The organism is Spirosoma endophyticum (genome assembly GCF_900112365.1).
In the GTDB taxonomy this organism is placed as follows: Bacteria; Bacteroidota; Bacteroidia; order Cytophagales; family Spirosomataceae; genus Spirosoma; species Spirosoma endophyticum.
The window spans coordinates 25,679-49,700 of sequence record NZ_FOLQ01000007.1; the positions used below are offsets into that span (position 1 = coordinate 25,679).

Annotated in this window: 17 protein-coding genes; 10 read left to right on the top strand and 7 right to left on the bottom strand. The window is 48.3% G+C overall.

Annotated features, from left to right (window positions below):
• Positions 1–1,362, bottom strand: coding sequence for an AAA family ATPase (locus BM202_RS18530; RefSeq protein ID WP_093828821.1), 1,362 nt, complete (start codon positions 1,360–1,362; stop codon positions 1–3).
• Positions 1,363–1,375: 13 nt separating this feature from the next.
• Positions 1,376–2,878, bottom strand: coding sequence for a GH3 auxin-responsive promoter family protein (locus tag BM202_RS18535; protein WP_093828823.1), 1,503 nt, complete (start codon positions 2,876–2,878; stop codon positions 1,376–1,378).
• A 235-nt stretch (positions 2,879–3,113) separates the two neighbouring features.
• On the opposite strand from BM202_RS18535, the gene BM202_RS18540 reads away from it, so the two are divergent.
• The 6 genes from BM202_RS18540 (at position 3,114) to BM202_RS18565 (ending at position 8,367) form a co-directional block, all read left to right on the top strand.
• Positions 3,114–4,139 (top strand): rod shape-determining protein, encoded by a 1,026-nt coding sequence (locus tag BM202_RS18540; RefSeq protein WP_093828825.1) that lies wholly within the window; start codon positions 3,114–3,116, stop codon positions 4,137–4,139.
• Positions 4,140–4,223: 84 nt separating this feature from the next.
• The gene (gene mreC, locus BM202_RS18545) at positions 4,224–5,060 is read left to right on the top strand and encodes a rod shape-determining protein MreC (protein WP_093828827.1); all 837 of its coding nucleotides are present in this window, start codon (positions 4,224–4,226) and stop codon (positions 5,058–5,060) included.
• 81 nt (positions 5,061–5,141) lie between these two features.
• A complete protein-coding gene (locus BM202_RS18550; protein ID WP_093828829.1) occupies positions 5,142–5,648 on the top strand; it encodes a hypothetical protein in 507 nt (168 codons plus the stop codon).
• Position 5,649: 1 nt separating this feature from the next.
• Entirely contained in the window at positions 5,650–6,132 is a 483-nt protein-coding gene (locus BM202_RS18555; RefSeq protein WP_093828831.1) for a GAF domain-containing protein, read from the top strand.
• A gap of 86 nt (positions 6,133–6,218) precedes the next feature.
• Positions 6,219–6,671: a DUF4890 domain-containing protein gene (locus BM202_RS18560; RefSeq protein ID WP_093828833.1), complete on the top strand. Its 453-nt coding sequence runs from the start codon at positions 6,219–6,221 to the stop codon at positions 6,669–6,671.
• 172 nt (positions 6,672–6,843) lie between these two features.
• Positions 6,844–8,367, top strand: a complete 1,524-nt coding sequence (locus BM202_RS18565) for a c-type cytochrome domain-containing protein (RefSeq protein ID WP_093828835.1) — start codon at positions 6,844–6,846, stop codon at positions 8,365–8,367.
• A 72-nt stretch (positions 8,368–8,439) separates the two neighbouring features.
• Here the strand turns inward: BM202_RS18565 and BM202_RS18570 are convergent, their stop codons facing one another.
• Positions 8,440–9,555 (bottom strand): D-TA family PLP-dependent enzyme, encoded by a 1,116-nt coding sequence (locus BM202_RS18570; RefSeq protein WP_093828837.1) that lies wholly within the window; start codon positions 9,553–9,555, stop codon positions 8,440–8,442.
• A 3-nt stretch (positions 9,556–9,558) separates the two neighbouring features.
• Positions 9,559–10,035 carry a RidA family protein gene (locus BM202_RS18575; protein WP_093828839.1) on the bottom strand — a complete coding sequence of 159 codons (477 nt, stop codon included), beginning with the start codon at positions 10,033–10,035 and terminating at the stop codon, positions 9,559–9,561.
• A gap of 369 nt (positions 10,036–10,404) precedes the next feature.
• On the opposite strand from BM202_RS18575, the gene BM202_RS18580 reads away from it, so the two are divergent.
• A complete protein-coding gene (locus BM202_RS18580) occupies positions 10,405–13,899 on the top strand; it encodes a DUF1553 domain-containing protein (RefSeq protein WP_093828841.1) in 3,495 nt (1,164 codons plus the stop codon).
• 63 nt (positions 13,900–13,962) lie between these two features.
• Positions 13,963–15,417, top strand: coding sequence for a DUF1501 domain-containing protein (locus tag BM202_RS18585; protein WP_093828843.1), 1,455 nt, complete (start codon positions 13,963–13,965; stop codon positions 15,415–15,417).
• Between the two features lie 75 nt (positions 15,418–15,492).
• On the opposite strand, the gene BM202_RS18590 is transcribed toward BM202_RS18585, so the two are convergent.
• Positions 15,493–18,186, bottom strand: a complete 2,694-nt coding sequence (locus BM202_RS18590; RefSeq protein ID WP_218160583.1) for an ExeM/NucH family extracellular endonuclease — start codon at positions 18,184–18,186, stop codon at positions 15,493–15,495.
• 1,186 nt (positions 18,187–19,372) lie between these two features.
• On the opposite strand from BM202_RS18590, the gene BM202_RS18595 reads away from it, so the two are divergent.
• Positions 19,373–20,488: a mechanosensitive ion channel family protein gene (locus BM202_RS18595; RefSeq protein WP_093828847.1), complete on the top strand. Its 1,116-nt coding sequence runs from the start codon at positions 19,373–19,375 to the stop codon at positions 20,486–20,488.
• A 63-nt stretch (positions 20,489–20,551) separates the two neighbouring features.
• Here the strand turns inward: BM202_RS18595 and glpK are convergent, their stop codons facing one another.
• Entirely contained in the window at positions 20,552–22,054 is a 1,503-nt protein-coding gene (gene glpK / locus BM202_RS18600; RefSeq protein ID WP_093828849.1) for a glycerol kinase GlpK, read from the bottom strand.
• 21 nt (positions 22,055–22,075) lie between these two features.
• Positions 22,076–22,801, bottom strand: coding sequence for an MIP/aquaporin family protein (locus tag BM202_RS18605; RefSeq protein ID WP_093828851.1), 726 nt, complete (start codon positions 22,799–22,801; stop codon positions 22,076–22,078).
• 228 nt (positions 22,802–23,029) lie between these two features.
• On the opposite strand from BM202_RS18605, the gene BM202_RS18610 reads away from it, so the two are divergent.
• Positions 23,030–24,001, top strand: a complete 972-nt coding sequence (locus BM202_RS18610) for a zinc-dependent alcohol dehydrogenase family protein (protein WP_093828853.1) — start codon at positions 23,030–23,032, stop codon at positions 23,999–24,001.
• The last annotated feature ends 21 nt before the right edge of the window (positions 24,002–24,022 follow it).

A 24,022-nucleotide genomic window follows, 5' to 3' on the forward strand; every position in this document is an offset into this window, starting at 1 on the left:
TTAAAATTTGTATTGGTCGCCTAACTTAGCCTGCTCGACTACTAATTCTTTTTGACGCACAGGGTCTTTTTCATTTTTTATCTCTACGAACAAATCCCGATATCGCTTGTAGGCGTCTATTCCCGGCTGCAACATTAGCTCATCCAAACCAAAATCTTCGCTCAAAATGTCATTCGGGTCATCGCCTTCCGGTGCAACGCCATTACGGCATTTAACTTCTCCATTTTCGTCAAAATATAAGATGAAACGCTCGCAGGGCTCAAATGCTGATGCGATGATGGGCGAGTGTGTAGCAAAGAAGAATTGGGCTTCAGGAGCGAGATCAGTGTAATACTTTACCAATCTACGTTGAATATTAGGGAATAAGGAGCGTTCTGGTTCATCGAAAAGTATGACACCATCCTTAACCTGACTCTTATAAATGGGGATCGCTGTTGCTAAGAGTTGTTTTGTTCCCGTGCTCAAAGTGTCATAAGTTAATGATATACCACTTTGAGTCTTTATGACTATTGGAGCTTCCGTACCTTCAATGTCAACTTCCAAAAAGAAATCATTCAAAATAGGATTTAAACAGTTGGTCGCTATGTCAATTTTTGGATTAGGATTCTCTTCTTGCCATTTACTTAACTTATCCGCTAAGCGATTTGGTGAGAAGCTACCATTTTTCTGAATTAAATCAATTGCTATTTTTTTTAAATTTTCATCATATTTATCAATATCACTAAGCAAGTAATTCCATAAATAACGACTATCTATAGAATATAGAGCCATAACTTTTGAGTTGACCAGCTTCGTTATAATTTCTTCTCTTTTTTCGTTAGCGAGAAAAATTTCATTACTATTTGCTACGTATGTTTTATTGCCAAAATCGCTTTCATTTCTATTTGCAGTTAAACTGTACGCATGATTAATGGACGAGTCATCAATATACAAACATAACTTATTAGCTATTTCTATTTCCTCTTGTATTTGTGATTCTAATAACCATTCTACGCTACTTGCAATAATTGACATATTCTCGAAGAGACTGTCTTTGTGACTTTTAAACGTATTATTATCCAATCGAATATGCTTTCCGTTAACGTTAGCTATAACGGCTACTTTTTCAAACACACGGTAAGGATCTACAGAATTACTCCTCCCTAGCTGCTTTCTTTTGTACAGTTGATATCCGTCATCATTGATTGTGAAAAAATTCCAGATAATATTCAGCAACGTAGTCTTCCCCGTTCCACTTTGCCCAATAAAACATACTTTATCCAATGGCTGACCTACTCTTGGATGGTCTGCGGGGTACGTAAAATCAAACTTGATATTTTTAAACTGACGATACTCGCCAATGTCAATGCCAGTTATTTTCATTATTCATTATCCATTAGACATTGTGCATTATTTCCAATAACCCCTCTGCAATTTTCCGGTCATTCGCCAGGCGCGGTACTTTATTTTGGCCGCCTAACTTACCCTGCGACTTCATGTACCGTTGAAACGCCCCACGCGGTAGGGCAGTCAGTTTAAGGGGTTGCAGGATGGAACCCGTAATGAGGTCGTCGTAGTATACGTTGAGTTTGGTCAGGCGGTTGTCCAGGTCACGGGCGAAGGCGGCTGGGTCGTGAGGGGACGTAGCAAACTCGACCAGCCACTCATGATACGGCAATCCCTCTTTCGGGCTGACCATCGGCGCTACGGTGAACTCAACCACTTCGGTTTCAGGGTGCTGCTGCATCGCATACTGCAAGGCTTTCTCAACTTCCTCGCCAATTACGTGTTCGCCAAAAGCTGAAATAAAGTGTTTGATACGTCCCGTTACGAGTAACCGGTATGGGTCGCGGGAGACGAACTTGACTGTATCGCCGAGTGAGTAACCCCACAAACCCGCGTTGTTGTTAATAATGACGGCGTAATTCTTACCCAGTTCGACTTCGCTAATTGTCAGTCGGCGTGGGTTCTCGGTGAAATAGTCATCGGCGGCAACAAATTCAAAAAAGATGCCGCTGTCCAGCAGCATCAGCAGACCTTCTTCCGTTTGTGTGTCCTGAAAGGCAATGAATCCCTCCGACGCTGGGTACGTTTCAATCGAGTCTACGCGTTTGCCGATGCTTTCATACAATTTGGCACGATAAGGCTCGAAGTTGACGCCACCATACACAAACACTGAAAAGTCGGGAAAAACGTCTTTGATCAACTTGCCGGTACGTTCCTGAATGCGGTCGAAGTACATCTGCACCCAGGGCGGAATGCCCGAAATGAGGGACATGGGCTGTGTCAGCGTTTCGTCGATGATACGTTCCAGCTTGGTTTCCCAGTCGTCAATAACATTCGTTTCGTAATTGGGAAGCTGATTCGTGCGCAGGTAAGCCGGTACGTGGTGGTTGGCAATGCCCGATAGCCGACCAATGTTGATGCCCGCTTTCTGAGTCAACTCTGGGCTACCCGATAGGAAAATAAGCTTCTTGTCCAGAAACGCGCTGTTGCCTGTTTCGTTGATGTAATTCAGGAGAGCATCACGGGCCGAATCAATATGGTTTGGAATGGAATCCTGTGTAATCGGAATGTATTTTGTGCCAGACGTAGTGCCTGATGTTTTCGCAAAATAGAGCGGCTTTCCTTTCCAGAGTACATCAGAATTACCGGCCAGAATCTGCTCGATGTAGGGTTTCAGGTCTTCATAATCCCGAACGGGTACGGCCTGCCGAAACTCTTCGATGGAGTGTACATCCCGGAAGTGATGATCCTTGCCAAATACTGTATGACGGCCACCGTCGATCAACTTTTGAAGCCACTGTTGTTGAGCTTCCGCAGGCTGATACATCCAGGTTTGTTGCCGTTCTACGACCCATTTGGCTAATGGCTTACTTGCTACCGACCTAATTCCCATAATAACACAAAAGTACTATATAATAGATAATGAATCGTGTAGGTTCGATGGCTTATCCGTGTACCTTTACATCCTGCTCCTTTTGCATCATTCGTTATCCATCCTCCTGATAGTCATCTTAAAAATACACTAGTCTATTCGGGCCATCGACACGGTTTGTCTTGAATAATCTATATTTTTGCGTTCTTTTTAATTCACAGTACTTGTAATAAGACGTTCTGCGTTAAAACCTATAATGGGACTTTTTAATTTTCTAACCAGCGACATTGCTATTGACCTGGGCACGGCGAATACCTTGATTATTCACAAGGATCGGATTGTGGTGGATGAGCCTTCGATTATTGCAATGGACAAGATCAGCGGCAAGGTGCTGGCCATTGGGCATAAGGCCATGCAGATGCACGAAAAAACCAACGAAAATATCAAGACCATTCGACCGTTGAAAGACGGCGTTATTGCTGATTTTACTGCCGCCGAGTTGATGATTCGGGGTATGATTAAAATGATAGATACGGGCAGTAAACTTTTTTCGCCTTCACACCGGATGGTTATTTGCATTCCATCGGGTATTACGGAGGTAGAGAAGCGGGCTGTTAAAGACTCGGCCGAACACGCTGGAGCCAAAGAAGTATACATGGTACACGAACCCATTGCGGCTGCCATTGGGATCGGCATTGATATTACCCAACCCAACGGTACCATGATTGTGGACATTGGGGGTGGAACAACCGAAATCGCCGTTATTGCTTTGTCGGGGATTGTCTGCGAACAATCGATACGTATCGCTGGCGACGTCTTTACCCGTGATATTGTGGATTACATGCGTCGGGAACATAACCTGCTCATTGGCGAACGTTCGGCGGAGCAAATCAAGATGGAAGTTGGTTCGGCTTTGCCTGAACTCGATAATCCACCCGCCGATTATGAAATCCGGGGTCGCGATTTGATGACGGGTATTCCGAAGGAAATTAAAGTGACGTACAGCGAAATTGCGTACGCCCTCGATAAATCCATCTCGAAAATTGAGGAGGCTACGATGAAAGCCCTCGAAATTTCACCACCGGAATTGTCGGCTGATATCTATACCAACGGTATTCACCTGACGGGTGGCGGTGCACTTCTGCACGGGCTCGATAAGCGCCTGGGTGCCAAAACAAAGTTGCCCATTCACGTTGCCGACGATCCGCTCAAGGCCGTTGTGAAAGGCACCGGTGAGGTAATTAAGAATCTGGATATGTACCGGTCGGTACTGATTAGTTAAAGTAACGCGGGAGGAAAACCGCGATTTGTAGTGACTTCATGATCAACTATAAATCGCGGGTTTCCTCCCGCGTTACTTGTTTGTATGGGAGAATTAGTTGATTTTTTCCTCCGAAGCCGCCACTTCATTTTGTTTGTATTGCTGGAAGTACTCTGTTTCTACTTCATCATTAATACCAGCAATTACTGGAGCGCTACGTACTTCAATACATCGAATCGCTACGCGGCTCAGGTGCTGGCGTGGTCGAACGCGGCCAACGAATATGCGAACCTGCGGAAAGTCAATGCTGATTTAGCGCTGGAAAATCAACGGCTTAATGCACAACTGACGAAGGCGCTCCAAAGCAGGCCAGAAGCGCCGGCTGAGTATCGGGCTGATTCAGCCTTTGCGGATCGTTTTAAATTTACGGTGGCAAAAGTAGTTGACAACACGACGCAGTTTGCCAATAACTACATCACCATTGACAAAGGAAGTGATGATGGAATTCGGCCGGGAATGGGCGTTATTTCACCGACGGGCGTTGTGGGAAAGGTGCGCGTTTGTAACCATCATTTTTCGGTCATTACGTCCATTCTTCATTCCGAATACCTGGTTTCATCGCAACTGGTAAAAGCAAATGAGATTGGTACCGCCAAATGGGACGGTTCTGATCCAAGATTTATCAAATTGCTCGATATATCACGCTATAAGCCGGTTAGCAAAGGTGATTCTGTCGTTACATCAGGGCACAATTCAACTTTCCCGCCCGGTATTTTAATTGGTCGAGTCTTATCGGTTGCGCCCATGCCGAATCAGACGTTCCACGATATTACGCTCAATCTGGCCACGAATTTTAGTAACCTGTCATTTGTGTATGTTGTCGAAAATCGCCTGCAGGCCGAGCAGGAACAACTAGAAAAACAAGTTGATAACGAAAAATAAGTCGATAGTTGATAGTCGTTAGTCATATGGCATAAAAACACTCCTGACTACCGACTATCAACTCCTGACTACCGACTATAAATGACTCTGCGCGAGATCCTCTCTACTACGTTGTTGTTTGTGCTGTATCTGGCACTGCAAATTTTGCTCGTGCGCAATGTAGTCCTTTTCGATTATGGCTTCTGCTTCATCTACATCGCCTGCATACTGTTGCTGCCGAATGAGATCAGTCGAACCTGGTTGCTGATCATTGCGTTTGCAACGGGCCTTATTGTCGATACGTTCTACAATACATTGGGAATGCATGCAGCCGCAACGGTGTTAATGGCCTACTGCCGACCGCTGATTGTGCGGGCTCAGATTGATGTACCGGGTGTTGAGTCACGGATTCAGTTTTCGTTGCGCGAATTGGGCGTTGGGCCCTTTTTTCGGTACGTGTTTTTGTTAACCCTAATTCATCATACAGCCCTGTTTTTCATTGAAGCCAGCAGCCTGGCGTTACTTATTCCAACGCTTATTCGAATAGGTGCCAGCACCCTTTTTACCACGGTAAGTATTGTTCTTATTCAGTTCTTTACGAGAAACTAAGATGGCTGAAACACTCATTATTCCTCAAACGACAAGTCGCCAGGCTATCTATGACAGCCTGGTTCCGCAGATAGCCGCCCTGATTGATGGTGAACCGGATTTAGTCGCTAATCTGGCGAATATCGCGGCTGCGCTGAAAGAAGCTTTTGGTTTCTTTTGGATTGGTTTCTACCTCAAAAAAGATGATCAATTAGTGCTTGGACCGTTTCAGGGTCCTGTTGCCTGTACGCGGATTTCGTTTAATAAAGGCGTCTGCGGGGCCGCTTACACACGCCGGGAAACGATTCTGGTGCCGGATGTTGAGCAGTTTCCAGGACACATTGCCTGTAGCTCGGCGTCGAAGTCAGAAGTTGTCATACCTGTGTTTGATCGATCCGGGAACGTAGCGATGGTGCTGGATATAGACAGTGATCAGCTAAATGATTTTAGCGAGATTGATCAGGCAGGGCTGGAACGTATTGCCCGGTTGATCACGGACCTATGATGGTTAATATGTAATTAAATTCACGAGGACGCTTAAACCCTGATGGGTTTGTACCGTCTTACGTTCGGATTTAAATACTAAGAACCATGTTTAAGAAAATTGCCCTCAGCGGATTATTGCTCTCGATGTTCTCGTTGCCTTTGCTGGCTCAACAAATGGCAACACCCGATGCGCCCACTACAACGACCCGGATGGGAAAAGGCCAGTCGATGCAACAACACCCAATGGGTGATCCGGCAACGCGCGCCCGGAAAATGACCGATCGCATGACGCAACAGTTGGGACTGGACCAGGCTACATCACAAAAACTATACGATGCGACGTTGGCCCGCGCCCAGAAAGTAAACGACATTCAGGCCAGTGCCGACGATAACAAAGCCAAAGCACAAGCCATGAAAGCCAACGCCGACGACTACAAAACCAAGCTTAAAAGTATCTTGACGCCCGATCAGTTTGCGAAAGTAGAGTCGATGAAAGGTCATATGCGGAAAGGCAGAGGTGGCCATGCCAGTGATAAAGATGATCAGGAGCAGAAATAATTTGCTTCAACAAGTTAATGAAGGTGGCTGCTATGTGCTAGCAGCCACCTTTTTGTTTATACTCATTTCACTACGTTAGTCTGTTCATTGTCAGTAAAGTTTACGCGCTACGTTCTTTTCCTGTAAAGTCGATAAAAGCTCTCTTAGGCCTTTGGTCGTGCGTGTTTAGCTTATGAATAAATTGATTTTGGTAGCAGCCAATACGTCTGACTGGGCGTTGTTTCTTGGGCATTTTCACCCGCTCATTGTTCATCTGCCGATTGGTTTTCTGCTTATTGCCGGGCTGCTCGAACTTGATCGGTTGACCCGCCGAAACTCGGTGAGTTCGCATACCATTACGTTAATTTTGTTCTGGTCGGCGGTGAGTGCTACAATGGCTTGTGTATTTGGCTATCTGCTGTCGCTGGGCGGAGGGTACGATATCGAAACGCTCGAATCACACAAGTGGCAGGGTATCGGCGTGGCGGTGTTTGCCTGGGTGGCGTGGTCCGTGAAGTCAGAAAACCTTGGTCGGATTATTCCCTTTGCCCAATTGCTTTATTTGCCTGCCCTGGGTGTCGCCCTGATGTTGCTGTTGGCCGCAGGTCATCTCGGCGGAAACCTGACGCATGGGTCTGATTACCTGACGCAATACGCTCCTGGCCCCATCCGGACATTGGCAGGTCTGCCTGCTAAACAGCCGGAACTGAAATTTGAGCCGATCACCGATGTGAATCAGGCGATGGTTTACCAACAGATTGTTAACCCAATCCTGCAAACACGCTGCGTACAATGCCATAACGCCGATAAGTCAAAGGCGGGATTGCGGCTGGATAGTCCCGACATGATTAAGAAAGGCTATGAAGACGGCCCCGTATTTGTCGCTGGAAAAGGCACGAGCAGCGAGTTAGTAAAAGTCTGCCTGTTACCCGAAGAGGATGATCACCATATGCCGCCAAAAGGGAAGACGCAATTACAGGAAAGTCAGATCGCGCTGCTAACGTGGTGGATTGATCAGGGCGCTACGTTCGACAAAAAAGTCTCGGACCTGAAGGTGAATGATGCCATTCGTCCCGTACTGGCCTCGCTCGGCGGTGGTGGCCCGGTTGAAACTGGTGGACAGAACGTAGCATCAACTGGACCTGCTCCCGAATCGCCGGTCTTGACCATGAAGCTTCCGGCTGCGAACCCGAACGTGATTGATGAGTTAAAGAAAACTGGATTGCTGGTGTTGCCCTTATCAAAAGAGAAGAATCAACTGGAAGTTAGCGCTGTCAATGCGCATAACTTCAGCGATGCACAGGCGGTTTTGTTGCCCAAACTAAGTGATCAGCTTGTCTGGTTAAAGCTGGGTGATACCGAAATTTCGGACGCAGCGCTAACACAGGTTGCTAAGCTCAAACACCTTCAGAAACTGCATCTGGAGCAAACTAAAATTTCGGACGCGGGCCTGAAGCAACTCAAAGGATTGACAAATCTGGAATACCTGAACCTTTACGGTACGTCCATCACCGACGCTGGTCTGGCTGAGTTACAAAACCTAAAAAATCTGAAAACCGTCTACCTCTGGCAAACTGCCGTGACGGAGCAGGGATTAGCAAGCCTAAAAAAAGCTATGCCAACGCTGGACATTGTCGGCGGCATCACGGAGAAAGCCGTTGCTGAGTTCGCAAAAACGGCTTCGGAAACAAAAGGCGATGAGGTTAAAAAGCCTTAAAAACACGTAACGCTGAAGGTTGTACTTCGGCGTTACGTTCACGCTTGGCTTCGCCGAGTGTGCATTTGATAATCAATACGTCAGTATTCTATCTCTGGAAACGGTGCGCCATTCGCCCGATACGGAGCCATCTTCGATAGTGAAAGCGCGTTCGTAGAGCGCGCAGGTTGGGCAGACGTGATTGGGTAATCCATACAGTACGTCGCCGACATGATACGAATGACCTTCGCCCGCGTCAACAACCAAATGTTCTTCACTCTGACCAACGGCCACCAATTCTGGTGCATTCAGAAACGTAACACGTTGCGTTAATTCGGATTCGGCAGCAATAGATTTATGGCCAAGATCCAAACAGATTTTCGTAGGGCTGGGTAACGAGATAACCCGCGCGACAACAAGGGTCGCGGGCAGGAAAGGCTGTTCGGGTAAAATATCCCGATACGTGCGGTCCCAGTAAACAAAGGTGCCGGGGCTGCATTCGACGTCAGTTCGTTGGGCATGAATGGGAAACGTCGGGCTCCCTCCTGCAACAATAACCGGTTTCGGAAAACCAAGTGCTACCAGCTTATCGCTTAGTTGCTGTACCGGCAGGAAGGCCGCATCGCAGTCTTCTTTACGCATTGCTACGTCTGGATTCCGAAGATGCCCGTCGTAGCCATGTAACCCAACCGGTTGAATACCTTCCAGTTCATTGAGTTCCGTGTATAGGGTAATAACAGCATCGTTCGGCAAAATGCCAGTGCGGTTCATGCCAACGTTCAGATCAATAAATACCGGAACGACCAGATCCGCTTCGACGGCTTGTTCCGACAGAATTCGGCCCGTGTCGATATTGTCAACCAGACAGGAAAATTTCGTTTCGGGAAACGCCTTCATCAACGCCAGCAACCGGTGGGCTTTGGCGCCATTGGGTTGGTAGGCTAACAGCACATCCGGTGCGCTACATTCGGCCAGCATTTCGGCTTCGGCAATGGTCGCGCACTTAAACTTCCGGATGCCAGCAGCTAACATCAACTGGGTGGCCTCCCGTGATTTATGCGTTTTAACGTGAGGTCTTAACCGGCTTATATCGTCGATGGAACGTATCAGCAGGTCAATGTTGTGTTTCACCCGATCGGGGTAGATGACCAGTGCGGGTGTATCGAGTTGGTCCAGATCGTTAATCAGATACCAGGTCGTTTGTTCCATGGATCAGGCAAGTTCAAATAAGGCTTCAATTTCAACGGGAATGTTGTCGGGCAATGAACCCATACCGACCGCTGAGCGGACGCCGATGCCGTTTTCTTCACCCCAAACAGACGCAAAAAGTTCGCTACAGCCATTAATGACGTAAGGATGGCGTTTGAAATCGGATACGCAGTTAACCATACCGAGCACTTTGATAACGCGTTTTACCCGATCAAGACTGCCCAGATTTGTTTTGATGGTCGATAAGATGGCCAGACCAACTTGCCGGGCCGCCAACTTACCCTCTTCAATATCCATATCCTCACCGATACGGCCAATAATCAGGCTTTTGTCATCTTTTACCGTACCATGCCCTGATACGTACAGGTACTTTCCATCAATAAGGTAGGGCTTATAAACACCCAGTGGCTGAGGGGCAGGAGGTAATGAAAGGCCCAGTTGTGCGAAGGCAGCTTCGGGCGACAGAACATGAGTTGACATAAGAGGATAAGATTAAACAGAGGTAGTAAGAACAGATGTGTCGATAGCCCGACAACATATCAAGGCGGGCTAGTCAACTATGGCGATTATAAGTTAGGCCGTCAAATATAGCTCATCCGTTTGATTGCCATAATTTTGCTGAAAAAGTTATATTTTGACAAGCTTTTATCCTTAATATGAACCGAAAACCAACTATCTTTTGTTTAGCATATACGTTTTTTACTTTGTAAACGATCACACAGCGAAACGAATAATTGAGCAGTAGCTAAATTGTAAGATTGTTCAGGATCACGATTAAATAGCACTATTTTGCTACGTATCTGGTCGTTATTTTTGTCGAATTATTTCACCATCAACCCGGTTGCATGTATGCCCGTTTGGCCTGACATACGGTTTCGATACGTTCTGCTTAGCGCAACGGCTGGCCTTTTTGGTGCGTCGGTCTGGTTGACGGCTTGCCATAAGTCAGTTGAAAAGCCCGTCGATATTGTTGCGGCTGAAGTCAATTTACCTGAAAAAGTTGATTACAATCTCCACGTAAAGCCGATTCTGTCAGATCGCTGCTTTGTATGTCATGGCCCTGATAAAACAAAGCAGAAAGCTGGTTTACGGCTCGATACACCCGAAGGAGCCTATGAAGCGCTGGCGAAAAGTGGTCATACGGCCGTTGTGCCGGGCGATTTAGCCAACAGCGAATTGGTGAATCGTATCCTGAGCAAAGATCCTGAGCAAATTATGCCTACACCGGCATCGAACCTGACGCTGACACCTGAAGAAAAAGCGGTGCTTATGCGATGGATCGAGCAGGGGGCGGAGTATAGACAGCACTGGTCGCTGATTGCCCCAACGATGCCGAAAATCCCTAAAGTCAACGACGGGAAGTGGGTGAAAAATGACATTGATCGGTTTGTGCTGGCAAAGCAGGAAACCAAAAAACTGGGTCATGCACCCCAGGCCGATAAAACAACATTGCTTCGACGTGTGAGTCTTGACTTGACGGGACTGCCGCCAACGCCTGCCGAGGTCGATGCATTTCTGGCCGATAAATCCCCGAATGCGTACGAAAAAGTGGTTAACCGGCTTCTTAATAGTCCACACTACGGTGAACGGCAAGCGGTCGAATGGCTCGACGTAGCGCGTTATGCCGATACGGATGGCTATCAGGACGATGGACTACGCACGATCTGGCCCTACCGCGACTGGGTTATCAAAGCCTTTAACCGCAATCTGTCTTTCGACCGTTTTGTTACGTGGCAACTGGCTGGCGATCTGTTGCCCAACCAGAAAGGTGGTCCATCGCTCCAGAATAGGCTCTTAGCAACGGCGTTCAACCGAAACCACCAGCAAAGTCAGGAAGGGGGAATTGTTGATGAAGAATATCGAACGGAATACGTAGCGGATCGGGTCAGTACGTTTGGCAAAGCGTTTTTAGGGCTCACGACGGAGTGCGCCCGTTGCCACGACCATAAATACGACCCAATCAGCCAAAAAGATTATTTCTCGCTGTATGCGTTCTTTAACAGCAACAACGAACGCGGCCAGATTCCCTACAATGGCGAGGCCTCGCCCACCATTACGTTGACAAGCCCAAAAACAGACGCGCAATTGAAATATATTCGTGAGAAATTGACGCCACTGGATCAAAAAATGAACGTCAACCGGCCCGACTATCAACAACGATTTGGACCGTGGTTGGCGAAAGCAGAGCAAACGCCGACTCAACCAGAACTTGGTTTATTGGCGCATTATACATTTGACGAAGCCGACCGTACCGATATTAAAGCGTATGTGAAAGCGGAGAACGAAAAAAAGAAACTGGAAGACGAAAAGCGCAAAAAAGAGGCTGAGAAGTGGGAGAAACTAGGCAAGAAAAAGCCGGAAGAGAAAAAGGTTGTTAAGCCTAAAACTAAAGAGGAGTTATTGAAAGATCCGCGGAATGCGTTTGTGAATGAAGTCAACGACACCATTCCGGCCCGATTGGGTGGCGATTCGGATAACTTACCCTACGCGGTGACGGGACGATTTGGCAACGCTCGTTTTCTGCCCGGCGACAGCTACATCAGCTTACCTTCTAATTTTGGTGCCTTTGAACAGAATCAGCCGTTTACGATCAGTAGCTGGTTTAAACTGACTAAAATAGGAAGAGCCTCCACCTTGCTTGGCCGTACCGCCGGACCAATGGATGGGCAGCGCGGTTACCAACTCGACTTACTGGCCGATGGTCGCCTGAAGCTGATGCTGAGTCATGTCTGGCCGGCTAACGCACTCGACATCGAATCGATTGATAAAGTGCCTATTAATCAATGGTTTCAGGTTGCCTTTACCTATAACGGACTAGCTCGCGCCAATGGGCTGGCGTTGTATCTGAACGGCAAACCCATGCGGGCACGAGTCATTACCGACAATCTTCAGCACAGCATCGTGTACGGCAAAAACCGCACGCACTGGGTTCAGCATCCGTTCTACATTGGCCGGATGCATGACTATTACTACAAGGATTTTTCGGTCGATGAACTCCGTATCTACAACCGTTGCCTGACACCCCTCGAAATACCCAGACTGGCGGGTAACCCCGACGGCGTGGCAGCGGCTTTACAAACACCTGTCACAAAACGGACGCCCGCGCAACGAGTCGGATTGTATACGTACTACGTGACGACACACGACTCCACGTATCAGAAAGCCTTTGCCGAGTCAATGAAATTGCGGGGTGAGCAACTGATGTTATACACGAATTCCGATCAGGTTATGGTGATGCAGGAACGTAGCAAACCGCGCGAAACGCACCTGCTCAACCGGGGTGTTTATGACGCGCCGGGTGAAGTAGTGACACCCGCTGTTCTGCATAGTATGACGCCAATGCCCGAAGATTTTCCCAAAAATCGGCTTGGGTTGGCGAAGTGGCTCTTGCTGCCCGACAATCCGCTGTTTGGTCGGGTTATGGTCAACCGGTTCTGGCAGCAGTATTTCGGACAGGGAATTGCTAAGAATAGTGACGATTTTGGAAACCAAGGTGCGTTGCCAAGTCATCCCGAATTGCTGGATTATCTGGCCATAAAATTCCGGCAGACAGGCTGGAATACAAAGGAAATGCACAAACTGATCGTGATGTCGGCTACGTATCAGCAATCGTCCAGCGTTCCGGAAAAAGCACGGGAAGCGGATTTCGACAACACGTTCCTGACGCGTGGCGCCAGTTACCGGATGTCAGCCGAGCAAGTGCGCGATAACGCCCTGGCCGCGAGTGGTTTGCTAACACAACGGATTGGCGGACCGAGCGTGCGCCCTTATCAACCCGCTGGTATCTGGGAAGCGCTGGCGACCCGTAACGCTGTCAAATACGTGCAGAGTAAGGGCGATAGCCTCTATCGCCGGTCGATGTACACGATTTGGAAACGCTCGTCGCCTGCACCGATGATGCTTAATTTCGACGCAGCCGAGCGGCATACATGCATCGTTAAACGACAGAAAACCAGTACGCCTTTACAGGCGCTCGTCACGCTTAACGACCCACAATTCGTAGAAGCCGCGCGAGTACTGGCCCAAAAGGTAGTTGGTCAGGCTGGCGCATCAGCGACTACGTCCGGGAGTGAAAAGAAAGGACTGCTTTTTCCGGAAGCAGTCGTCCAGGCTACGTTCAAAGCGGTTATTAGTCGTCCGGCCCGGCCAGAAGAAGTGATGGTCATAAAACAGCTTTATGCGCATGAGTTAGCTGATTTTAAAAAGAATCCCGAGCGGGCCCTGGAGTTAGTGTCAGTCGGTGAATATCCTGTTGACAAAAAACTCGATCTGGCGGAGTTAGCGGCCTGGACAGTAGTGACAAGTACAATTATGAATTTCGACGAAGCAATTATAAAGAGGTAAGTAATAGTCGATAGTCGTCAGTCAATAGGACGGCTAACTATCGACTGACGACTATCGACTACGATGGATATTCAGGATGAAATACACGACCAGCTCAGCCGCCGGACCTTTCTGGGGCAAGCCAGTGCGGGCTTAGGTACGATTGCACTAGCGTCGCTGCTGAACCCCATAAATCTGTTTGCTGGAAACGTTGCGCCGGGCGGAAATCCGGCGGTAGGTAAACCACACTTTCCTCCGAAAGCGAAGCGGGTTATTTATCTGTTTCAAAGTGGGGCTCCTTCGCAGCTGGAGTTATTCGACTATAAACCGAAACTCGAAGCGATGTGGGGGCAGGATTTGCCCGAATCAGTACGTAATGGGCAGCGGTTGACGGGTATGAGTGCTGGGCAGAGCCGGTTTCCACTGGCCGCTTCGAAATACAAATTTGCGCAGTACGGCCCGGGGCAGATGTGGTTGAGTGAACTACTACCCCACACGGCCAGCATTGCTGGAGATCTTACATTTATCCGGTCACTAAATACGGAGGCAATTAACCACGATCCTGCCGTTACGTTCTTCCAGACCGGTAGCCAGCAGGCCGGACGGCCTTCGTTTGGCTCCTGGGTGAGTTATGGTTTAGGCTCTGACAATCAGAATATGCCTGCTTTCGTTGTGCTGCTTTCCAAGGGACGTAATGGCGATCAACCCCTTTACGCTAAGTTGTGGAGTAATGGTTTCCTGCCGTCGGTGCATCAGGGCGTCGTATTTCGGTCCGGGCCAGACCCTGTTTATTACCTCAACAATCCGCCGGGTATTGACAAAACCAGTCGGCGACGGATGCTCGATTGCCTGACGAAACTCCATCATGAGCAATATAAACACATACTGGACCCAGAAATTAATAATCGGATGGCGCAGTACGAAATGGCTTATCGCATGCAGGCATCGGTACCCGAAACACTCGACATCTCGAAAGAACCAGACTATATTTTCGATATGTACGGACCCGATAGTCGCAAACCCGGTACGTTCGCGGCCAACTGCCTGCTGGCCCGTAAGCTGGTCGAAAAAGATGTGAAATTTGTTCAGTTATACCATCAGGGCTGGGATCAGCATGGCAACCTGCCCAATGATATCAAAACGCAGGCGAAAAGCGTCGATCAGCCGTCGGCCGCGCTTATTATGGATTTGAAACAGCGCGGTTTACTGGACGATACGTTGGTTATCTGGGGGGGCGAGTTTGGACGCGGTAGTTATTCGCAGGGCAAACTGACCAAGGATAACTATGGTCGGGATCACCACCCACGGGCATTTTCGGTCTGGATGGCGGGCGCCGGGGTTAAAAAGGGGCTGGTTTATGGCGAAACCGATGAGTTTGGCTACAACATCATCAAAGATCCGGTTCATGTACACGATTTTCAGGCAACGCTGCTGCACCTGCTTGGCGTTGATCATGAAAAACTCACCTTCAAAAGCCAGGGCCGACGCTATCGCCTGACCGATGTACATGGTAAAGTGGTGAAGTCGTTACTGGCCTGATTGCCATAGACCATAGATAGCATAAAAAAGCCGGGCAGACTTTCGAGTCCACCCGGCTTTCGCTTTTATAAGTACCTATTTATCAAAATAATCAATCACATCCGCATCCGAATTGTTATTGATCTTCACCTCACCACCATTACCGCCAACAACAGTTGTGCTTAGGCTTAAGCTCCCCTTTGTCGACCCTGGAGCTAACATCCCCGTTAAACCAAATGATTTCTTTCCCTTCCCGGCAATCACCACATTTGTGGTTAAGATATAGAAATTAGGATCTGTATTATTAAACGTCCAATCACTATTCTGTACTGTCTTTCCATTGATAAGGTCCGACGTTGGGTTAAAACTGAGGCTCACCAGTGGATCTTTGGTCACATAAACCGAAACTGGCCCGCTAGTAGGCACCGGACTGAGTTCGAACACATCCACGACGACATTAAAGCTGCTGGTACCATACTGAACCGATGGACTGGCGAACATAATCGCCGTCAGATCAGGTGATGGAGCCAGATTTAACCCAATTAGTACAGGATCGTGATCTGACGATCGGAACGGATCTGCGCTATATAGATTGGCTTGTTGTGCCACGCTTTTATTTTCCGTATTGTAGTCCAGTATACTAGGCTCATCGGCGTTAATATGCCATTTTTCAGCACCGGTAACCTGTGTCGCCAGGCTACCAGTTCCCAGCGCGTGGTCGAGCGCACCAACCTGCCCATCGAATACGTAGGAGTAGGTTGTAGTAGGCAGCAGGTTTCCATAACCATTGCTTGCCAGAGAAGTAATAGGATCTTCCATGGCGTAGGAATTCAAGTCGCCCAGAATCAGGTAGTCGGGATCGTTCGTTTTGGTTGGTTTTGTAGCTAACCACGCGGCTAACTCCTGTGCCTGACGCGTACGTGTACCATTGAAAGCGCCCTGTCCATCGTTAATATCCGCGTCGCCTGCGCCAGCGTTACCGGAGCCTTTGGATTTGAAGTGGTTAACAACGACTGTAACAATCCCACCGGTTGCAATTTCCTGAAAGGTTTGTGCCAGCGGTTGACGACCAACTGCTGTAAATGTGCTACTTACGAGACTGGTTGCGCTCCCTACCGGACTCACTACCCCAGGTTTGTAAATCATGCCTACTGTAATGACGTCGCTGGCTATGCTAACGCCTGGATTGACAAACGTGTAGGAAGTCGTACCCGCTAACGTATTAAGTCCATTCACTAAATCCTGAATAGCGCTGGCTGAACCATATCCATCGTTCTCTACCTCCATCAGACCAATAACGTCAGCACCTGACGTGAACAGGTTCTGAAGCACTTTGGTCCGTTGACGTGTAAACTCATTCAGGTTAGTAGCTCCGCGTGACGTTGGGAAGCCGCCAGCCGAACCCTCCTGACCTGTGCCATTTCCGTTAAAGTAGTTTAGTACGTTGGCGCTGGCCACTTTAAGCGTGCCACCTACCGCAGGAGGAGATGTAGGACGAACGTTTGTTGGCAGGAAATTAACGCCCGTATTCAATTGTAAGCGGTATCCCTCGAAACGTTCATCTAACACGGTCGTAATGCTGGCTATTTCATCACCACCCCGTAGCGTGTTGGTTGCACTTAAGGGCTGTCCACCCCGGCCAAATGGAACTGGGTCAGGATACGAAACGCTGCTGCCATCGTCCAGAATAATTTTCCGTTTGGCAAGCTCCGCCAGATAAGCTGGATAGCCTGATACACTAGGTGCGTTGTATTGCGTATACTGGTCGAGTCGGGCATCGGTGCCGACTACATTGGTCGCTCCGGTAGCGGATACAACAATCTGGCCATACTGACCCAATTGAAAATATTCCGTTACGGCTAGATTTCCCGTTGCCGCGCCCATCGTCACCAGCATACCTTCATAAGCCTCAAGATCCGATACGTTATTAATAGGAAGGTTGACAACAGTAGGTGTAGGCAACGTACCAGGTCCCTGATTAACGACGCTAAGAAGGCTTGCCAATTCGGTTAAGCTGCTTGTGTTAGCGCCAGATGTACTTACAAATTCAAGAACAGTGCCTGTTACTTTCACTTTGTCCCCTTCATTCCCGGTGAAGAGGCCAGCCGGATCAAAAACGAATATAGCTTCCGATGTAAGCGGGTTGGCATCGGCATCGGCATCTTCCTCCTGCACATAAAATCCATTAAGCTTCGCCGATCCCAAAAACTTCCGCGTCACTATACCTTCGATAGCCAGGGTGGTATTATAGGTTGGATTAAAAGCAAGGCCCGTTCCCTGAATATCATGAATTTTGACCGTAACAACGGGTGGGGCAATCGTGAAGGAAAAGGAAAAATCACTGGCCATGTTATCTGTTGTCCCATCCTGATCCGCTATCTGTGCCGCTAGTGCCGTTACGGTTACGGTTTCGGAATCCGTAAAATCGGTATCAGGATTCAGCGTATAGCTGGTTGGTCCGCCCGTAAGCGCGAAGGTATGTGGTCCACTCGTTGAACCAGTGATAGTAAAAGCAGACGATGGTGCAGTTACTGGTTCCGAAAACGTAAGGCTAATGTTGCTGGTAGCTGCTATGTAGGTTGCTGAATTGGCTGGAGTTGTGCTTGTTACCGTTGGCGCGATGTCAGCTGTAGGGGCAACTGAGCCAAAGAGTGTAACATCATCCACTCGAAACGTGCCTGTCGATGCGGACGCCGAGCCATTGATAGCCGTAGAACCATAGGGGTAAAATCTGAATGTAACAGTTCCGCCATCAATTGTAGTGATAGGCGACGTAAATGTCCAGCTCAACGCTGTACCAGAAGAGGGTGTCGAAGAGGTCGTACTATTGACCCTTGTAACAAAGTTGTCGGTACTATACGACACGAGCAATGAATTAGGTGCCGTGTTACTTCCTTGTCGAAAAAAAGAAAGAGAAGTTAAATTTAGTGCATAGCCACTGTTAGCCTTGATACTAAATTCAATATACTTTGTGTCATCTGGGGATGATGTAAGATTTAGTCCGGTACTACTGAACACATTTGCCGTGTTAGAACACGAAACATTGTTTCTGGTGAACGGTGTAGCTGTAACGTTTGGTGAAGTAGATGTAAATGAATTACCTGGCTGAGAATAAGTGGGGCTACAAACGGCCGTGGTTTGAAACGTATTTGTAATTAACTGGGCATAAGCTGCATCGGTCGTCAAGCTCACGATGGCTAGAGCCAGAAAAGTGTAGATAATTTTTAAATGTTTCTGCGGTTTATGTACTGTTTGCCAAATGGAGTAAGCCTGCTTCATGTTTGTTTTGATTAAATTTTGTACTGTTGATTGAGTCGAAAAAAAGTAAGCGAAGGGTATGCGTAATTCCTTGAAAAAACTGAGCCTAGGCCATTAAAGAAGGAAAATACAGGCTAGTCATGAAAGAGAACCTGGTCAAACAGACTTTTTTACCAGAAGAAGTGATAAAAAATAAAGTAGTCTTTTGTGCATAAAAAATAGAAGTAAAAGAAGTTTATGACGGTTGATACTTATATCATCTATAAAGAAAATCAATAGTCACTCACATTGTTTCTTTTTTCGTGAAACAGCAGTTTATTCATATGAAAATTTAATAATTACTGGTTAAAATCCTAAAAATTAAGATAAAAGGAGTAAGAGGCCAATACTATTTTTAATTTAGCAATTGTATCATCCAAATGTCTAGCAAACGGCTTATGTCGTTGATTACCATTTAGTTTTAAATGAGATTCATTTGTCACAAAATTCACAACAATTGCTTTAGGATCATCTGATCTGTAGATGAAATTTGTGTTAACACTCACAACAATAAATCAAGTATTCGTGCGGATATAACTTGCCTGACAATTGGCAATAGTTTTGTTTATAGCTTATTTAAAGGACAAGTGCTCAATAGGATATAGCAAAGTTTCGGTACCTGACTACATTCGCAGAAGTGCTTACTTTGCACAATCAAAGTTGATTCGAGTATTAGATTATGCAACAGCAATTAGATATATGGATACGAGCCATAGTCCGATGGTTTGGCTACGTACCGAACCGTGATCTGTCGGGATGGATATTGCTTATTATAGCCTTACTGCTGGGCCTGGCGGTCGATTTTGTGGTGACGCAACTAATTCGGTTTGTATCCCGTCGTCGTCCGTATCAGACGTTGGTATTGCTCAAATCACACGTTCGCTGGTCGTTCTGGGTATTCATGCCATCGCTGTTTTTCCTGTTGGCGACCAACATTCAGTCAGAACGTTTCTTGCGTCGGCATCCGGTGGCCGACAAAGCCGCCGAGGTTTTATTTCTGATTGCCGCAACCTGGTTGATTGTTACGTTGCTGAAGGTTTCGGAATTGTTGCTTATCCGGGAATACGACACGACAAAGGATGTTAATTTATCGCAGCGGAAGTTTGTCACACAAGTACGGTTTGTCCGCCGAACCATAGCCATCGGGGTTATGATTATCGGGGCTTCCCTGTTGCTGATTGCCTTTCAGGGAAGTCGCAAAGTGGGATTAAGCGTCCTGACGTCGGCTGGGGTTGTGTCGGTCGTGATCGGTTTTGCCGCTCAGAAAACGCTGGCGAATCTGCTGGCCGGGATTCAGATTGCCTTTAATCAGCAGATTCGGTTAGACGATGCCGTGGTCGTTGAGAAAGAGTGGGGACGTATCGAAGAAATCAACCTGACCAGTGTTATTGTCAGAATCTGGGATCGCCGTCGGTTGATTTTACCCATTACCTATTTTGTTGAAACTCCGTTCGAAAACTGGACCCGTTCCGATGCGTCGATTACGGGCGCTGTTTTACTGTATCTTGATTATAACACGCCCGTCGATAAAATTCGGGAGAAAGCCCGTGAACTGGCTGAAAATGATCCACTCTGGACTGGCGACGTTTTTGCCGTTCAGGTGACTGATACGCAGCCGACTTGTATTGTCGTTCGGATTCTGGTGTCGGCACAGGATGCTCCTTCTGCGTTTGATCTACGTTGTCACATGCGCGAAAATCTCATCGCTTTTCTGCGCGACGAATACCCGCAGAGCCTGCCGCAAACCAGGTTAATGCTGGCTGAAGAGTTGAAACCAAAGGAAAACGAGGTGTAATGTGGGAAACTAAACATCCCGAAAGCTTTGAACTTTTGGGATGTTTAAAAGTAGGTGGGCCAATCAATCTTCCCAGCCAAACGACCGCTCGATGGCTTTCTGCCAGCCGTGCATGAGTTTCTTTCGCTGCGCATCGTCCATATTGGGTTCGTAAGTTCGGGCGACGCCCCAGTTCTGACGTAAATCATCCAGGCTTTGCCAATACCCTACGGCCAAACCAGCGGCATAGGCCGCACCCAGGGCGGTTGTCTCAGTCATTTGCGGGCAAACGACGGGTCCATTCAATACGTCGGACTGAAACTGCATCAGGAGCGAATTACCAACCATACCCCCATCGACACGTAGTGATTTGAGGGATACACCCGCATCCTGCTCCATGGCCCGTACTACGTCAACAGTTTGATAGGCAGTGGCTTCCAGGACGGCCCGTGCCAGATGGCCTTTGTTAACGAAGCGGGTTAGCCCGGCGATGATACCGCGTGCGTCGGCTTTCCAGTGTGGCGCGTATAGCCCTGAAAAAGCAGGCACGAAATAAGCGCCACCATTGTCCTCTACCGAGCGGGCGAGGGTTTCGATATCGGTGCTCTTTTTAATAATGCCCAGATTGTCCCGTAGCCATTGCACCAGCGCACCCGTAATCGCGACGCTGCCTTCCAGCGCGTAGTGAACGGGCTCATTCTGAAACTGATACGCTACGGTTGACAGCAAGCCATAGGTCGATGTTCGGAGTTCGGTGCCGGTGTTCATGAGCAGAAAACAACCCGTACCGTATGTATTTTTAGCCTGTCCCGCTTCATAACACGTCTGGCCAACCAGCGCGGCCTGCTGATCACCCAGAATGCCTGCAATGGGCACGTTGGGCAGCACTTCCGACGTAACGGTTCCGTACACCTCACTGCTTGGCCGGATTTGGGGAAGCATGGCGCGGGGAACCGTAAAGTCAGTAAGCAGATTGTCGTCCCAATTGAGCGTTTGAAGGTTCATCAATTGCGTTCGGCTGGCGTTCGTTACATCCGTGAGGTGCAAGCCGCCGTCAGGTCCGCCCGTCAGGTTCCAGACCACAAAGGTGTCCATGTTACCAAAGATGGCATCACCCCGTTCGGCATCTTCGCGCAAACCAGCTACGTTGTCCAACAACCATTTGAGTTTCAGGCCGCTGAAATAAGTTGCCAGGGGTAGCCCTGTTTGAGGCCGAAAGCGATCCTGACCATGTCCGTTAGCTGAAAACTCAGTGACTAAATCGGCGGTGCGCATGTCCTGCCAGACGATGGCATTGTAATAGGGCTTGCCAGTTCGACGGTTCCAGACAACCGTCGTTTCGCGCTGGTTTGTAATCCCAATAGCGGCAATATCATGAGCCGAAAGTTTGCCTTTGATACGTGCCAGGGCTATGACTTCGAGCGTGTTACGCCAGATTTCCTCCGGATCGTGTTCAACCCAGCCGGGTTGTGGATAAATCTGTTTGTGCTCTTTCTGCGCTACAGAAACAATCTGTCCCTGGCGGTTGAATACAATACAACGGGTGCTGGTTGTCCCCTGGTCGATAGCAGCTATGTAGGAGGGCATAGAATTTTGGAAGAGTAAAGATTATAAAGCAAACAGCCGGATGAGTAGACCGCCTACTATGGCACCAACCAACGGTCCGACAATTGGCACCCACGCATACCCCCAATCCGACGAACCTCTGCCGGGAATCGGCAGCAGTGCATGAGCCAGACGTGGGCTAAAATCACGGGCGGGACTCATGGCATAACCGGTTGTGCCCCCGAGCGAGAGCCCAATACTCCACACCAGAATACCGACCAGATACGGACCAACGCCAATGGCCAGTTCGCCCAGGTTTTTAGATGAAATACCCGATAGCCCAAGAATTAACACGAGGGTTGCCAGAAACTCGCTCAGAAAATTTGCCAGTGGGTTACGAATGGCTGGGCCAGTCGCGAAACAGGCCAGCTTGGCCCCAGGATCGGGTGTAGCAGCCCAGTGGGGGAGGTATTGCAGCCAGACGAGTACGGCACCCAGAAATGCCCCAATGAGCTGGGCCGTAATGTAGGGGACAATGTGGCTGAAATCATTTGTGGCTACAGCAAAGGCGACCGTAACGGCTGGGTTCAAATGGGCATCCATTCCGCCAAAGGCTTTGGACACAAATACGCCCATCGTGACGGCAAATGCCCAACCGGTTGTGATGACGATCCAGCCAGAGGATTCTCCCTTTGTTTGTTTTAAGACAACATTGGCAACAACACCATTACCCAGCAATATGAGTACCATTGTGCCAATTAATTCACCAAGAAAAGGAGAGGTATGCATGAAAGTAGTCGTCAGTGACTAGTCGATAGTCGTCAGTCAGGATTCATCAATAGTACTTGTTATCGGTTCCTGACTAACGACTATCGACTAACACCTGGCTTCAAGGTTTAGGAATAGTTTATGCGAATTAAGTCATATTTTTGGCCTCATTCCAAAAAAAGAGTTGGAATCTCGATTCGATGGGATTTTAGTACTCGGCTATGCATTTTATAACCCGTTCATTAACAAATGAAAAGCATCATTTTTGATAAAATAGGAACCCCTACAGATACCCTTAAACTTACTGACGTACCAACGCCCCAACCTGGGCCAGATGAGGTTCTGATTAAGGTTATTGCCAGCCCGGTTAATCCGTCGGATATTAAGTTCGTAGAGAATTTGTACGGTATTCGGCCTCATTTGCCGTCTGGAGCAGGTTTTGAGGGCGTGGGCATTGTCGAAGCGGTAGGCGAAAGCGTTCACCTACGCGCGGGTATGCGGGTGAGTTTCACCAGCATCGGTACGTGGTCTGAGTACGCAATCGCCCCTCAGCGTAGCTTGATTCCGGTGCCTGATGCCATACCAGACGACGTAGCGGCTCAGTTGTTTGTGAATCCGTTTTCGGCTTATGCGATGGTGCAGGAGGCAAAGGTGCCAGAGAATGGCTGGCTGATGCTAACGGCTGCCGGATCGGCGTTTGGTAAACTGGTGATTCAATTGTGTACCATGCGGGGTATCAAAACGATCGGTACCGTTCGGCGCGACGATCTCAACGACGAGCTGAGAGCACTGGGCCTGACCGAAGTTGTCAATACCGAGACGGAAAGCGTATCGGCTCGTGTTAAGCAGATTACGGGTGGAGAAGGAGTTACCTGTGTGCTGGATGCCGTTGGCGGTCATACGGCTAGTGAAGCGCTCAAGTGCCTGGGAAAAGGGGGTACAATGCTCGTTTACGGCGTTTTGAGCGGACAGGAGCCAGCGTTTAATATTGGTTTGATGATATTCAGGGAGTTGACCGTTAGGGGATTCTGGTTGTCGGACTGGATGCGCCGGGTAGATAGTCAGACGAGGCAGGACGTAGCGCAGAACGTAATTCAGTTGCTAGCGTCGGGAAAAATTCAATTGCCTGTCGAAGCGTCGTATACACTCGACCAAATTGCCGAAGCGGTCGAACACGCTGAGCGTCCGGGACGCTGGGGGAAAATTCTAGTGAAGCCATAACTGGAGAGCCGTGCCACGGTT